This is a genomic window from Tamlana crocina (genome assembly GCA_040429635.1).
Classification (GTDB): domain Bacteria; phylum Bacteroidota; class Bacteroidia; order Flavobacteriales; family Flavobacteriaceae; genus Flavisericum; species Flavisericum crocinum.
In genome coordinates, this window is the sequence record CP158972.1 from 212,819 (window position 1) to 228,201 (window position 15,383).

The 15,383-nt window shown below is 39.9% G+C and carries 9 protein-coding genes; all 9 read left to right on the forward strand.

The features are described from left to right. Positions 1 to 30 precede the first annotated feature (30 nt). Positions 31 to 666 (forward strand): response regulator transcription factor, encoded by a 636-nt coding sequence (locus ABI125_00945; GenBank protein XCF06438.1) that lies wholly within the window; start codon positions 31 to 33, stop codon positions 664 to 666. Then, positions 644 to 2,461 carry a 7TM diverse intracellular signaling domain-containing protein gene (locus ABI125_00950; protein XCF06439.1) on the forward strand — a complete coding sequence of 606 codons (1,818 nt, stop codon included), beginning with the start codon at positions 644 to 646 and terminating at the stop codon, positions 2,459 to 2,461. Before ABI125_00945 ends, ABI125_00950 begins: the two co-directional genes overlap by 23 nt. A 78-nt stretch (positions 2,462 to 2,539) precedes the next feature. After that, entirely contained in the window at positions 2,540 to 3,985 is a 1,446-nt protein-coding gene (locus tag ABI125_00955) for a T9SS type A sorting domain-containing protein (GenBank protein ID XCF06440.1), read from the forward strand. A gap of 632 nt (positions 3,986 to 4,617) precedes the next feature. Continuing rightward, a complete protein-coding gene (glgA, locus tag ABI125_00960; GenBank protein XCF06441.1) occupies positions 4,618 to 5,820 on the forward strand; it encodes a glycogen synthase in 1,203 nt (400 codons plus the stop codon). A gap of 31 nt (positions 5,821 to 5,851) precedes the next feature. Then, a complete protein-coding gene (locus ABI125_00965) occupies positions 5,852 to 7,117 on the forward strand; it encodes a glucose-1-phosphate adenylyltransferase (GenBank protein ID XCF06442.1) in 1,266 nt (421 codons plus the stop codon). Positions 7,118 to 7,157: 40 nt separating this feature from the next. Continuing rightward, entirely contained in the window at positions 7,158 to 9,095 is a 1,938-nt protein-coding gene (locus ABI125_00970) for an alpha-1,4-glucan--maltose-1-phosphate maltosyltransferase (GenBank protein ID XCF06443.1), read from the forward strand. A 1-nt stretch (position 9,096) separates the two neighbouring features. Continuing rightward, entirely contained in the window at positions 9,097 to 10,725 is a 1,629-nt protein-coding gene (locus ABI125_00975; protein XCF06444.1) for a trehalose synthase, read from the forward strand. Between the two features lie 5 nt (positions 10,726 to 10,730). Continuing rightward, entirely contained in the window at positions 10,731 to 12,641 is a 1,911-nt protein-coding gene (gene glgB, locus ABI125_00980) for a 1,4-alpha-glucan branching protein GlgB (protein XCF06445.1), read from the forward strand. A 281-nt stretch (positions 12,642 to 12,922) separates the two neighbouring features. After that, the gene (locus tag ABI125_00985) at positions 12,923 to 15,325 is read left to right on the forward strand and encodes a glycoside hydrolase family 31 protein (protein ID XCF06446.1); all 2,403 of its coding nucleotides are present in this window, start codon (positions 12,923 to 12,925) and stop codon (positions 15,323 to 15,325) included. Positions 15,326 to 15,383: the final 58 nt, after the last annotated feature.

Below are 15,383 nucleotides of genomic sequence, written 5' to 3' on the forward strand. Positions count from 1 at the left end.
TTAGTACCTTACTTTCTGCTCATTGCTCTCATGAAAAAGCAACCGAAAAAAATTCTAATTTGTGAAGACCATCAAATTGTTATTGATGGACTGCTTTCCATATTCAAAAACCAACCCGATTATAAAGTTATCGGTTATGTTGTTGATGGCAATAACGTAGAATCAACATTAAAACTCAACAAGCCCGATGCTTTGCTCTTGGATTTAAACCTTCCAAATAAAGATGGTGTTTCCATCTTAAAGAAGACAAAACTTTTGTTTCCAGAAATAAAGATTATCATTTTAACCATGTACAATCAGGAGAGCATCATTAAAAAAGTAAAACAATACGGTGCCGATGGCTTTTTGCTGAAAAATTGTTCATCAACCGATTTGCTGAGTGCTTTAGATTCGGTATTTGAATCTTCAAAATTCTATAAGGGAAAAGGTGTTAAAAACCATGTTGAAGAAACCGATGGCTTCCTTGAAAAAATAAAACTAACACGTCGCGAAAAAGAAATCATATCAGAATTGATGGATGGGTTAAGTGTTCCGCAAATAGCCGAAAATCTTTTTATTAGTGCCCATACCGTTGAAACGCACAAGAAAAATATTTTCAAAAAACTCGACATTCACAATAGCATCGACCTTGTAAAACTTGTTAATGAAAAAAAACTGTTGCCATAATAAGCTGTTTTTCCTGTTTATTTTTTTAGCGGGCTCTTATTTTGGAGCGGCCCAAATCGACACACTTTTTATTGACCAGCATTTTACTTCTGAAAACTTAAAGGACTTTTCTGAAATCAACAAAAACCACAACGGCAAAGGTTTTGACAGCCGAAATTACTTTTACTTCAGTTTTGAAAATGAATACAACACGATAGATTTTACGGTAAAAAACAAACTTGCGGAAAGCGAAAATTTAATTGTTGAGCTCACCAACGCTCTTATAAAGGAAGTTACTTTTTATAAAAATGAAAAAGGCCATTTAACACCGTTATTTATTACAGGCATTGAACACCCGATATCTTCAAAGGCCATTGATCACCGGCATTTTTGTTTCCCCATAAAGTTGAATGCCCACGAAACCACGGCTTATAAAATCAAAATAAAAAAAGAATCCGGCAAACCATTGGTGACTTCGGTATCAATAAAAACCGAAAAACACTTCATCAAACAAGGGTTCATTCAACAGTTCGCTATTGGATCGTATTATGGCATCAGCCTGCTATCTGTTATTTTTAGTCTATCGGTGTACTATTTCATTCGGAAAGCTACCTACATCATTTATGCTGGTTACGTGGTTTTTTTGGGACTTTTCATCAGCTCGTACATTGGGGTATTTTCCCAAATTTTCTTGGACGAAAGCAGCATTTTAAACAAGTACATCCATTATGCCCTGTTCAGCGAAATCTCCATGCTGTTGTTTGTGGTCTTCTCCCAAAAAATTCTGGAAGCCAAAACTTTTATGCCCAAACTGAAAAGGCTCATGGATATTTTATTAATCAGTATTGTTTCCATAAGGTTGCTCATTCACTTCGCTTTTACCAACCTTTTTGAAAATTACGTCGCTATTTTTATGAAAATATGGTATGTCCTGTTTTTAATTATGCTGTCCGTTATCACTGCGGAAATTGTTATTTATTTCAGAAGAAAACATACGCACACCTCCTTTTTCGCCATGGCCTATATTTTTATGATTATTGGCACATTGGCCACTATACTCTACCACAGTTACGGTTTGGTTAACACGCTGTTTTATGGCCTGCCCATTATCTTTTACTCTTCTTATTTGGAAATTTTGTTTTTAACATTTACCGTAGTGTTTATGGTAAAGGATATTTATGACGAACGCAACATCCTTTCGAAAAAAATTGTTATTCAAGAAAAGAAAAACCTCAATGCATTTATTAAAGGAGAAGACCAAGAACGCAAACGGATAGGCAAGGAATTGCATGATAACATTGGCAGCCAATTAAGTTATTTAAAACGTTTTGTTTCAGATAAGTTTAAAGACGAAAACGTTAACGAAACCATCGACGCTATTTGCCATGATGTTAGAAATTTATCGCACGAGATTTCACCCTCAAACCTTAAAATTGTTGGGTTTGAATTGGCCGTTAAAGAATTGGCCGAAACACTATCGAACCAAACCACGCTGAACATTGATTTTTACAGTCACCATTTTCCTGAAAATATTGAAGACGATATTTCTACCCAGCTATACAGAGTGGTTCAGGAAGCTTTAAATAATATCATAAAACATGCCGATGCCCAACAAATAGAAATACAGTTATTGGGGCACGACAATTTAATCAGCATCACGATAGAGGACGACGGAAAAGGCTTTAAATTGCAGGAAGATGCGACGGGGTTGGGCTTAAAAAACATGCGCTCCAGAATTCAACAAATTGGGGGCAAATTTTCCATCGATTCCCAAAAAAACAAAGGAACCGCCATACTTATTACGCTAAACACATAAAATCTACCTGAACTCCGGTATTGCGCCATGGTGCTTTCATAATGTAGTTTTACACTAATCAATTTAAAACATGGCATTATGAAAAAAACTACTCTAACAGTTTTAGCGTTTTTGCTGGCTAAAACTTTATTCGGACAATGGGAAATTGTTGGGGGCAGCGATTCTTATTTCACGCCCAACCCCGGTTATGGCAACGGACAATCGCACAGCAGCATTCAAAACCTGCAATTCCATCCCATAACCAACGAGCCTTATGTCTTTTTTAGGCATCACACTACCAATGTGGCCGTAGGGCCTTCTTTGGCTAAATTTAACGGTACAGACTGGGAGCTTATATCTACCCAATTTGATGGCCCAGGTTCTGGAAACACCAGCTCGGCCGATTTTTTCTGGGGATTTTACTTTAGGCAAGACACTAACGTACCTATTGTTTTTTACCAGGACAGTTATTTTGATGGTGCTACCCAATACAAATATCATGTCGCTGAATATGTTGGAAGCACTTGGACAGAAATAATGGGAGTAGATAACAGCGTGGTGGACGATGTGTTTTTTGGCGGACACAGAACAAGGATGGTAAGAAACCCCATTTCAAACATGCCCGTTATTGTCGGCAATGGCCCAACACAAATTCCAATAGGGAGCAAAACCATTGTTTCGCATTTTGATGCCGGTATGTGGGGACATCTAGGGGATGAAACCTTTGGTTCGTTTGGCGCGTATGTTTCCGATGTAGACTACCACAACTCAACAAGTATCCCTTACGTAATAACTTCATTTTCCGACTCATCACTACGTTCGGAGGTTTGGTATTTCCAAGGCAGTTGGAAATCTTTGGGCGACCCTGGGTTTGAACCCGTAAATTACGGTGAAGGGTTCAGGATACGGGTCAACCAATCAAACGGAGATGTCTATGTACTTTGCCCAGAAAGTTACGATAATCCAAATAACTCCCAAACCATAACCTTGACCATAAAGAAATGGGATGGCAATAATTGGAACACGCTTGGTACGCCAGAAGAAATATGGGTGGGTTCTGCTTTGGGTTACGATTTAGAAATACACCCCGCAACCGGAGAACCCTATGTTTGTTTTATTGATGGCGGCGCCACATACTTTGGCATAAATATTAAGCGATGGGATGGCCAAAACTGGATATCGACCAACGAACCGAATTTACCAGGTACTTTTGGAGAAAAAATTGATTTAGTTTTTCAGCCACAAACACACATCCCTTATGTGGTTTCAACCACAGGACAACTACTTAGATCTATCGAGGCGACGGCTTCAATAAATGAAAACACAATAAAGTCTATTACTTTGTACCCAAACCCTGCGAGCGATATGGTATCCTTTTCAGATAAAATCATGAAGCATGTTGAGGTTTTTGATATTAACGGTAGAAAAATATTAAGCCATAGTTCAAATTCAATTTCAGTAAAAACCCTTCCAAAAGGCATTTATATAATAAAAGGAACAACTTCAGAAAATATATCTGTCACAAAAAGATTAATTAAAATTTAAAAGACGCTATTAATCAGTCGTTAACAATGTTCTGTTAACCAACCTTCAAGATGTATGTTTTAAATTGATTAAAAACGAATCTTGAAAATGGAGGTTTCAATTAATATTGAAACCTCCTTATTTCTTTTTTTCTTCCAAAAAAATTTGTTTTAAAGGGGCGTATTTTGGGTCATTTTTTCAACGAAATAAAAACAATTCTCAGTGCTTCATTAAAATCGGTGAACGATTAAAACAAAAACCGCTTTTTATTTCTCTTTTTTTATTGATAATCTTTTGTAACTGCCCTTTTACTTTAATTTCTTCAAAAAGCAAAATCGCCTTAAATTGTTAATAATTATTTTGTATGTTTATAACATAAGAACTTTGAAAAAAAATTCAAACCCACAACAAGCCCCTAAATACCTAATGCTTGAGTGGTACAACTTTTTAGTGGAATATTGTTTCATCACAACTATTGTTATTAACAATTTTATGATTCAACTGGTCGGTTTGGTCTTTTATTTAAAAAGGTCAAAGCAAAATATTTATCATAATTTTTAACTTTTGATAACATTAAAAAAGTTTTTGGGTAGTTAATTTTCTGTTTTTTTGGCAAGCTATTAATCAAATTCATACGATAATATTTATATTACATGAAAGCACTTTTTTACACTAGAGAATTCCCTCCATACGTTTATGGTGGGGCCGGAGTACATGTGGAATATTTGGCGGGCGAACTCGCTAAATTAATGGAAGTTGATGTTAGGTGCTTTGGCGATCAAGATGAAGAATCAGATAATCTCAGTGTTAAAGGATATCCTTTTGAAGATGGTGTTTTTGAAAACTCAGACGACAAGCTAAAGTCCGTTTTTAAAACCCTAAGTACTGGATTACACATGAATGCCGAAGCCATAGATGCCGATGTGGTACACTGCCACACTTGGTACGCGCATTTTGCTGGTATTGTTTCCAAACTTTGTTACGGTACGCCCTTAGTTATAACCACTCACTCCCTAGAACCTTTAAGGCCCTGGAAACGCGAACAACTGGGCAGAGGGTACGATGCTTCGTCATGGGTAGAAAAAACAGCTATTGAAATGGCCGATGCGCTAATCGCCGTTTCTGAGGAAACCAAAGAAGATGTGATTAAACATTTTAATGTGGATGAAAGTAAAGTGCACGTTATTTACAACGGCATCAATCTTCAGCAATACCAAACCACTTCAGAAACCTCAACACTTGATGAATACGAGGTGGACAAAACAAAACCTTACGTGCTTTTTGTGGGCAGGATTACCCGCCAAAAAGGGATTATCCACTTGGTAAATGCCATTAAATATATTGACCCCGATACGCAAATCGTTTTATGTGCCGGTGCGCCAGACACCAAGGAAATTGGCAAGGAAATGGAAGACGCCGTTAACGAAGTGAAAAAAACGCGCAAAAATGTAATCTGGATAGACAAAATGGTTACCAAAGAGGAAATCATTCAGCTTTACTCGCATGCCGATGTATTTTGCTGTCCGTCAATCTACGAACCTTTTGGCATTATAAACATTGAAGCCATGGCCTGCAAAACCGCTGTCGTGGCCAGTGCCGTTGGTGGCATAAAAGAAGTGGTGGTTGATGGCGAAACCGGTTTTTTAATTCCTTTGGAACAGCAAAAAGAAGCGCCATTCGAACCTATCGACCCCGATAAGTTTTCCCGAGATCTTGCCGATGGCATCAATAAGGTAATAAAAAACAAAGACCTTCGTGAAAACATGGCCCAAAAAGGCCGAAAACGGGTTGAAGAATATTTTGATTGGGTGGCCATTGCCAAACAAGTAGAAAGCCTGTACAAATCGTTGATATAACAAGTTAAAGTAGTACTAAAAAACAAAAGATATGATTAACAATAAAGTTTTAGCCATTGTTTTAGGAGGTGGCCAAGGATCCAGACTTTACCCATTAACCGATAAACGATCAAAACCAGCGGTGCCCATTGCGGGAAAGTACAGATTGGTGGATATTCCCATATCAAATTGCATCAATGCCGACATCAAGCGCATTTTTGTTTTAACACAGTTCAATTCGGCATCATTAAACCAACACATTAAAAACACCTATCATTTCAGCTTTTTTAGTAGTGCCTTTGTTGATGTTTTGGCCGCCGAGCAAACCCCAGACAATAAAACGTGGTTTCAAGGTACTGCCGATGCCGTTAGGCAAAGCATGCATCACTTTTTAAATCACGATTTTGAATACGCTTTAATTCTTTCTGGTGACCAACTTTACCAAATGGATTATGATAAAATGATTGAAGCACACGAAGACAGTGGTGCCGAAATCTCCATTGCCACCATTCCTGTAAACGAAAAAGATGCACCCGGTTTTGGCATCCTTAAAGCCAACGAAGAAGACATTATCACCTCTTTTATTGAAAAACCCGATGCCAGTTTGCTACCCGAATGGACATCGGATGTTAGCGATGAAATGAAAGCCCAAGGCAGAAATTATTTAGCTTCTATGGGTATTTATGTGTTCAACAAAGATTTATTGGTGAAGTTGATGAGCAACCCAGAAACCAACGATTTTGGTAAGGAAATCATACCACAGTCTATTGAAAACCACAAAACCTTAAGTTATCAATACGAAGGCTATTGGACGGATATTGGAACGGTAGAATCGTTCTTTGAAGCCAATTTGGGCTTAACCGACGATATCCCAAAATTCGATTTATACGACAGGACCAAGCGTATTTACACCCACGCCCGTATGTTGCCCACCACTAAAGTAGCGGGCACCTCTTTAGATCGGGCCGTAATCGCTGAAGGTTGTATTATCAGTGCTGCAAAAATCGAAAAATCGGTTATTGGTATCCGTTCCAGAATCGGGAAGGAGTCTACCGTAATCAATACCTATATGATGGGTAGCGATTATTACGAAACCTTAGAGGACATGGAAAGCCAGAAAATAGAAATCCTAATGGGTATTGGCGAACGATGTTTTATAAAAAATTGTATTTTGGATAAAAACTGCCGCATAGGCGATGACGTAAGAATTAATGGAGGCACCCATTTGGAAGATGCAGAAACCGATACCTATTGTATTAAAGACGGTATTGTAGTTGTTAAAAACGGAGCTACCATTCCAAAAGGATTCATCATTTAAACTAAAATTTACTAAACCCCTTTCAATAACTAACCAAACCATGCAAAACCAAAAAAGAGCAATCATTGATTACGTATCGCCTAGCGTTAATTGCGGTGAATTTTACATAAAACGTGTTGTTAACGAAATTGTTAATGTTGAAGCTCATATCATGGCCGATGGCCACGACGTTTTGGGTGCTTCAGTTTTGTACAAGCACGAGAATGATAAAACTTGGAAAGAAAAGCGCATGTTGCTCCGTTCCAACGACGAGTGGCAAACTACTTTTTCTGTTGAAAAACAAGGTTATTACACCTATAAAGTTGAAGCTTGGGTAGATTATGCCCTGAATTGGCGCTACGGGCTAATTAGAAAAATAAATGACGGGCAGCATGTGGTTTCAGAATTGCTGGAAGGTGCTGAACTGATTGAGCCACTATTAAAAAAGGTAAATGCCGAAGACAAAAGCTACCTTGAACATTTAATACATATCTTTAAAAATGATAGCCATTACGGCGAGGCGATTACTGAAGCGGCAAAAGATAAACTCTACAACATATTTTTTGCCAATCCTTCAAAAATATTGGCCAACACCACAAAAGATTATCAAATTTTTGTAGATAGAAAACGGGCAAGATTCAGCACATGGTACGAGTTTTTCCCGCGTTCTGCATCGCAACACGAAGGAGTTCACGGTACTTTTAACGATTGCATTCCGTTAATGCCAAGGATAAAAAGTATGGGGTTCGATGTGGTCTACCTGCCCCCCATTCACCCTATTGGCGAAGTAAACCGAAAAGGAAAAAACAACACCACCGAGGCAAAACATGGCGACGTGGGCTCATGCTGGGGCATTGGCTCGCAGCATGGCGGCCATAAAGACATCCATCCGCAATTGGGCAGTTTGGATGATTTTAAAGCATTGATCCAAGCGGCAAAAGACAACGACCTGGAAATCGCCATGGATTATGCCCTACAAGCTGCACCCGACCACCCTTGGGTAAAAGACCACCCCAAATGGTTTAAATGGCGACCCGACGGCACCGTTCAATATGCTGAAAATCCACCAAAAAAATATCAAGACATCCTTCCTATTTACTGGGAAAGCGAAGATTATAAAAACCTTTGGAACGAGTGTTTGGATATTTTAATGCACTGGATTGATTGTGGCGTTAAGATTTTCAGGGTGGATAACCCGCATACCAAACCGTTCTATTTTTGGAATTGGATCATTTCAAAAGTAAAGGAAAAGTACCCCGATGTGATCTTTCTGGCCGAAGCTTTCACAGCTCCTAAAGTGATGCAGCAGTTGGCAAAACAAGGCTTTACGCAATCGTACACTTATTTTACATGGCGTGAAAGCAAGCACGACCTCATCCAATATGTTGAGGAATTGACCAAAAGTGAGCTAAAGGAATACATGCAGCCCAACTTTTGGCCCAACACGCCAGATATTAACCCGTACCATTTGCAGGGCGCTAACGAATCGATGCACATTATTCGCTATGCCTTGGCGGCAACGCTTAGCTCGTCCATAGGGATTTATGGACCTGTTTTCGAATATATGATATCGGCACCTTTACTAGGGAAAGAAGAGTATTTAAATTCCGAAAAATTCCAGTTTACACATTACGATTGGGACATAAAAAACAAACTGACCACTTTAATTGCGAAAATAAATTACATCAGGAACCTTAATGAGGCCCTGCAGCAAACCAACAACATTAAATTCTGCCATATCCAGAACGATAATTTAATCGCATTTTATAAGTGGAACCACGATAAAACCAACGAAATATTTGTGGTAATCAGTCTCGATTCGCACCACTCGCAGCAAGGCACCGTACAAGTGCCCTTGCACGATATTGGTGTGAACCACGGACACAACATTGAAATGCACGACTTGATAACCGACAGTCGCTACAATTGGAACAATGAGTGGTGCTTTATAGAGTTGCACCCCACCATGCCGCTTCACATTTTCAAAATAAACAAATAATATGGCCAACAATGTTTCAACATCTTCGGTACAACCTGTTTTCGTGAGCGCTAAGCCATGGGAATCACTATTGGACCATACCGATTTTGTTAAAACATTTCTGCTAGATGTATTGCAAAACTATATTGTAGAGCAACGCTGGTACGGCGGTAAATCAAGCCAGTTAAAATACATCGAGCTGGTTGAATATTTCAAAATACAGCAAGATGGCGAGATTTATTTCGGACTCATTTTAGAGGTTAATTTCGTCGAAGCCTTTTATCAGCATTATTTTTTGCCCATTGCGTTTGTAACCGATGAAGATTTTGCCAAGGAAAACCGTATTCTTCCTATTGAAATCAACAATCAATCGGGCTATATTATTGATGCCACGCACTTGGAAGCCTTCAGGAAATTGGTTTTTGAACGCATTGCCACCGCCGAGCCTAAAGACACTACAAAAGTGCAATACCACAAAAGTCATTTATTTAAAAATTTGACTTACGAATCGTCAAGATTCATGGGCTTGGAGCAAAGCAACACCTCTTTGGTGTATAACGAAAAATACGTTTTAAAGTTTTTTAGGCGCATTTTCGCCGATAAAAACCCCGATTACGAAATGAGTCGGTTTTTATCCGAAAAAAAGGAGTTTAAAAACACCCCGGCGTATTTGGGCAGTATTAATTTGGTCGATTCCAACTCGGCAAACATCACGATTGGGTTGATGCAAAAAATGATTCCGAATGAAGGCGATGCTTGGGAATACATGTTAAAAGAATTGCATAAAGTCTTTTCAAACATCGAGTATAAAAACATCCATATAGACGCACTGCCAAACACCGAATTGTACCAACGTTTAAAAATTAAAGACGTACCGGCCGAAATTATTGACTGGGCAGGCTTAAACATTTTTACCCAGGTACGCACTTTGGCCAAGCGCACCGCCGAAATGCACATCGCATTAGGCTCGGAGTTTGAAGAAACCGCTTTTACCCCAGCCCATTACAACAACGATTATACCGTTTGGCTTAAAAACAAAATGCTTTACCAATTTCAAAACCGACTGAATACCATTGAAAACAACCTCCATAAATTGGAGGGTATCGCTTTAGATTTGGCCAATGAATTTTTGGACAAAAAAAATCTGATTAGGAAGCGTTTTCTCAATTTCGACTGGACGAAGCTAAAAGGCGAGCGCATCCGTATTCACGGCGATTATCATTTGGGGCAAGTTTTGGTAAAAAACAACGATTTTTACATCCTCGATTTTGAAGGCGAACCCGAAAGCACCATTCGAGACCGTACGGTAAAACAACCGCCTTTAAAAGATGTGGCCGGTTTGTTCCGTTCGTTCCATTACGCTATTTATGCTAACGTTTTCAACAATAAAGAACAATACAAAGCCTCTTTGGAACAATTATTCAAAGCTTCCGAGATTTTGTATCGTTTTATAACGGGTCTGTTTTTGGGTACTTACGTTACCGAAACACAAAACGCCAACCTCAACTTAGGGTACAACCAAGAGCGTATTTTCATCTTGAAATATTGTTTGCTTGAAAAAGCAATTTACGAATTGGGTTACGAACTCAACTCGCGCCCACAGTGGGCAGCAATCCCTTTAAAGGGAATTTCTAATATTATAAATCATTAAAATATATGGCACAAGTAAAAGTTCACAGTTTATTTACAGAATTCGACATCAACCTTTTTAAGGCCGGTAAACACTACAGGCTTTACGAAAAATTTGGTTCGCACCTTGTTACCGTTGATGGCATTGAAGGCGTTTATTTTGCCGTTTGGGCACCTAGCGCCAAACAGGTTTCTGTAGTTGGTGACTTTAATTATTGGATTGAAGGCGAGCACCAACTTAACGTACGTTGGGACTCCAGTGGTATTTGGGAAGGTTTTATTCCGCTTGTAGAAAAAGGAGCCAAGTACAAATACAAAATCCAGAGCCATAACAATGATATTAAAACCGAAAAGGCCGACCCCTATGCTAGAAGATGTGAGCATCCGCCTAGCACGGCATCCATTGTTTGGGACGACGGCTACAAGTGGAAAGACAGCACTTGGATGAAAAAACGAAAAAAACACAATGCATTGGATGCGCCTTATTCAGTTTACGAAGTGCATTTGGGCTCCTGGAAAAAACACGTTGAAGAAGACCGTTTTTTATCCTATTACGAACTGGCAGACGAATTGGTAAACTACGTCAAGGACATGAACTTTACCCACGTAGAGCTGATGCCTATTATGGAATATCCGTACGATCCGTCATGGGGCTACCAGCTCACGGGTTATTTCGCGCCCACATCACGCTTTGGCTACCCCGAGGAATTCAAATATTTAATTGATAAATTACACCAAAACGATATCGGCATTATTTTAGACTGGGTACCATCGCATTTCCCGGAAGATGCGCACGGGCTCGGCTTTTTTGATGGCTCGCATCTTTATGAACACCCCGACAAACGGAAAGGTTACCACCAAGATTGGAAAAGTTTGATTTTTAATTACGAACGCAATGAAGTACGCTCGTTCTTAATCAGTAACGCCATTTTTTGGATGGACCAATACCACGCCGATGGCCTGCGTGTGGATGCCGTAGCATCCATGTTGTTTTTAGATTATTCACGCGAAGATGGCGAATGGGAACCCAACATTTATGGCGGTCGCGAAAACTTGGCTGTTATCAGTTTCCTAAAAGAACTGAATGAAGAAATTTACGCCTCCTTCCCCGATGTGCAAACCATCGCAGAAGAATCGACCGCATTCCCAATGGTATCGCGACCCACTTTTTTTGGTGGGCTCGGTTTCGGAATGAAATGGATGATGGGCTGGATGCACGACACTTTGGAGTATTTTGCCAAAGACCCCGTGTATCGTAAATACCACCACAATGAAATTACCTTTAGTTTGGCCTACGCCTTTACCGAAAACTTTATGTTGCCTCTATCGCACGACGAGGTGGTGTATGGTAAAAACTCCATTTTAGGGCGTATGCCTGGCGACGAGTGGCAGCGTTTTGCCAACCTGCGCTTGCTGTACGGCTACATGTTTACCCATCCTGGAACCAAACTTTTATTCATGGGTGGCGAATTTGGACAGTACAACGAATGGGATTTCCAAGAAAGTTTAGATTGGAATCTTTTGGATTTTAAACCCCACCAAGACACCAAAAATTATTACAAGGCACTAAACAAATTTTATAAAACCACACCCGCATTGTTCGAAAAACCATTCACTGGCGAAGGCTTTGAATGGATAAGCTACGGCGACCACGAAAATTGCGTTATCTCCTATATCCGTAAAGGTTATAAAGCTGAAAACAATGTGGTGGTGGTCTGCAATTTAACACCGGCCATAAGAGAAAAATACCGCATCGGCCTTCCTGTAAAAGGGAAACTGAAAGAAGTTTTTAATAGCGACTTGAAGGAATTTGGCGGTAGCGGTGTTTCAAACACAAAAGACATCAGCATTAAAAAAACGGCATGGAATGGCAAAGATTATTCTGCAGAGATAACATTGCCCCCATTGGCGGTTACCGTTTTTGAGTTCAAATCCTAAAAACTAAAGCTTTTGTCCTTGATCATTAAAACCGCTAAGGGCAAAAGCTTCTTCATCGGGCTTCATATCAAATATTTATACAAAAACGCTCTTTTTTGTAATAAATCATGTGTTACAACAATATGTAAATTCATTCAACCTAACATCCATTGTATATTCGATAAGTATATGACTGAATATTTGAGCATTACACAAATTTCTTATCAATTTTTTAATAAAATTAACCGCATAATAATTTTTAAAATTAGTACTTTCGGTTATTATTATACACGCATAATATTATGATTTTAAACACCGAATTAGAATATAAAGGAAACCTGTTTCCTTCCAAAATAATAAAGTACGAAAAGAACCTTAACGTGCTTTCGTTCACCACAGAAAATGGCGTAAAACTTGAAGTTACCGTGCGCCGCGACAGTATCCTTCGTTTTAGGTTTACCACCACAGGTATTTTTGACAATGATTTTTCGTATGCCATTACAAAATATGCCAGCCGTGGTTACAACCATCTGGAAGTTACCGAAGACGACGATAATTACATAATCACCACTTCAAAACTCATTTGCCATATTTCGAAATTAGATTTGCGTTCGTCTATTTACGATGCCAAAGACAAGAGTTTAATTTGCGAAGACGAATTGGGCTTCCACTGGGAAGAAAGTTACGAGTTTGGTGGCGATGTGGTAAAAATGTCGAAAACCGCACAACCCGGAGAAAGCTATTACGGTTTGGGCGACAAACCTGTAGATAACAACTTAAAGGGCAAGCGTTTTGAGAATTGGGTAACCGACTCTTACGCCTACGGCCGCGATACCGACCCTATTTACAAAACCATACCGTTTTACACGGCTTTGCACAATAAAAAATCGTACGGTATCTTTTTTGATAATACCTTCCGTTCGTATTTCGATTTTTGCAGCGAACGTCGCAACATCTCCAGTTTTTGGGCACATGGCGGCGAAATGAACTATTATTTCATCTATGGCCCTGAAATGTCGGAAGTCGTGGCCAATTACACCGATTTAACCGGAAAACCCCACGAAATGCCGGCGCTTTGGGCTTTGGGCTACCACCAGTGTAAATGGAGTTATTATCCAGAATCGAACGTAAAGGAAATCACCGCCAAATTCAGGGAGCTTAAAATTCCTTGCGATGCCATTTATTTGGATATCGATTATATGGAAGGCTTTAGGTGTTTTACTTGGAGCAAAGAGTATTTCCCCGACCCGAAACGTATGGTTAAGGAATTGGCCGATGATGGCTTTAAAACCATCGTGATTATCGACCCAGGAATTAAGATCGATATGGATTATTCGGTATTCAAGGAAGGGCTTGAAAAAGACTATTTCTGTAAACGTGCCGATGGCCCATACATGAAAGGAAAAGTGTGGCCGGGCGAATGTTATTTCCCCGATTTTACAAAGCCGGAAGTGCGCGAATGGTGGTCCGATCTTTTCAAGGAATTGGTTGAAGATATAGGCGTAAAAGGCGTTTGGAACGATATGAACGAACCCGCCGTTATGGATGTTCCCGGGAAGTCGTTCCCCGACGATGTACGCCACGATTACGACGGCAACCCTTGTAGCCACCGTAAAGCACACAATATTTACGGTATGCAAATGGCCCGCGCTACCTACCAAGGTTTAAAGAAATTCTCTTACCCGAAACGACCTTTTGTCATCACTAGGGCGGCCTATTCGGGTACACAGCGCTATACCTCGAGTTGGACCGGCGATAACGTGGCCACTTGGGACCACTTAAACATTGCCAATTTACAGGCGCAACGTATGGCCATGTCTGGATTTTCGTTTGTAGGATCGGATATTGGCGGATTTGCCGAGCAACCCAATGGCGAACTGTACGCGCGATGGATCCAATTGGGTATTTTCCACCCGTTCTGCAGAACGCACTCCTCTGGCGACCATGGCGACCAGGAGCCTTGGGCTTTTGGAAAAACCATAACCGATGTGGTTCGTAAGTTTATCGAGCTGCGTTATCAACTGCTACCGTACTTGTACACGGCGTTTTGGCGCTATGCCGATGAGGGTATTCCAATTTTAAAATCGTTGGTGCTTTACGACCAAGAAGACTCGCAAACCCATTACCGAAACGATGAGTTTATTTTCGGTGAAAAGATACTAGCATGTCCAGTTAACGGACCGAACCAAAAAGGAAGACGCATGTACATTCCTCGAGGCCAATGGTACAATTTCTGGACCGATGAAGTGGTGAAAGGTGGACAAGAAATTTGGGTAGATGCCGATTTAGACAGCATGCCTATTTTTGTAAGCGAAGGTGCCATTATCCCTAAATACCCGATACAGCAGTATGTGGGCGAAAAAACCATCGACGAGCTTATTTTAGATGTGTATTACAAAGAAGGCAAGGAAGAATCCATGGTGTACGAAGATGCCGGTGATGGTTACGATTACATAAAAGGCCGTTATAGCTTAAGAAACTTTAAGCTGCACGGTAAAAAGGACGAGCTGATTATTCAACAACACAAGTCTGGAAAATATGTAACCACTTATAAAACCTTTAAATTGAACTTGCACGGCCTACCGTTCAAAATATCTAAAATAGAGGTTGATAATGTGGAGATTCCGTTTGATCAACTTAAAATAGATGGCGAGAATTCGTTAACCTTAACCAAAGAGTTTACAGAGTTGCATATTATGGCTTAAACCCCGTTGCAAGCACATAGTAAAAAAACCCTGCTTTTTAGCGGGGTTTTTTTATACC

Coding starts and splice junctions, on each gene's coding strand:
- glgB (XCF06445.1), top strand. CDS start 10,731: ATGGCACAAGTAAAAGTTCACAGTTTATTTACAGAATTCGACATCAAC.
- ABI125_00965 (XCF06442.1), top strand. CDS start 5,852: ATGATTAACAATAAAGTTTTAGCCATTGTTTTAGGAGGTGGCCAAGGA.
- ABI125_00955 (XCF06440.1), top strand. CDS start 2,540: ATGAAAAAAACTACTCTAACAGTTTTAGCGTTTTTGCTGGCTAAAACT.
- ABI125_00945 (XCF06438.1), top strand. CDS start 31: ATGAAAAAGCAACCGAAAAAAATTCTAATTTGTGAAGACCATCAAATT.
- ABI125_00975 (XCF06444.1), top strand. CDS start 9,097: ATGGCCAACAATGTTTCAACATCTTCGGTACAACCTGTTTTCGTGAGC.
- glgA (XCF06441.1), top strand. CDS start 4,618: ATGAAAGCACTTTTTTACACTAGAGAATTCCCTCCATACGTTTATGGT.
- ABI125_00950 (XCF06439.1), top strand. CDS start 644: ATGAAAAAAAACTGTTGCCATAATAAGCTGTTTTTCCTGTTTATTTTT.
- ABI125_00970 (XCF06443.1), top strand. CDS start 7,158: ATGCAAAACCAAAAAAGAGCAATCATTGATTACGTATCGCCTAGCGTT.
- ABI125_00985 (XCF06446.1), top strand. CDS start 12,923: ATGATTTTAAACACCGAATTAGAATATAAAGGAAACCTGTTTCCTTCC.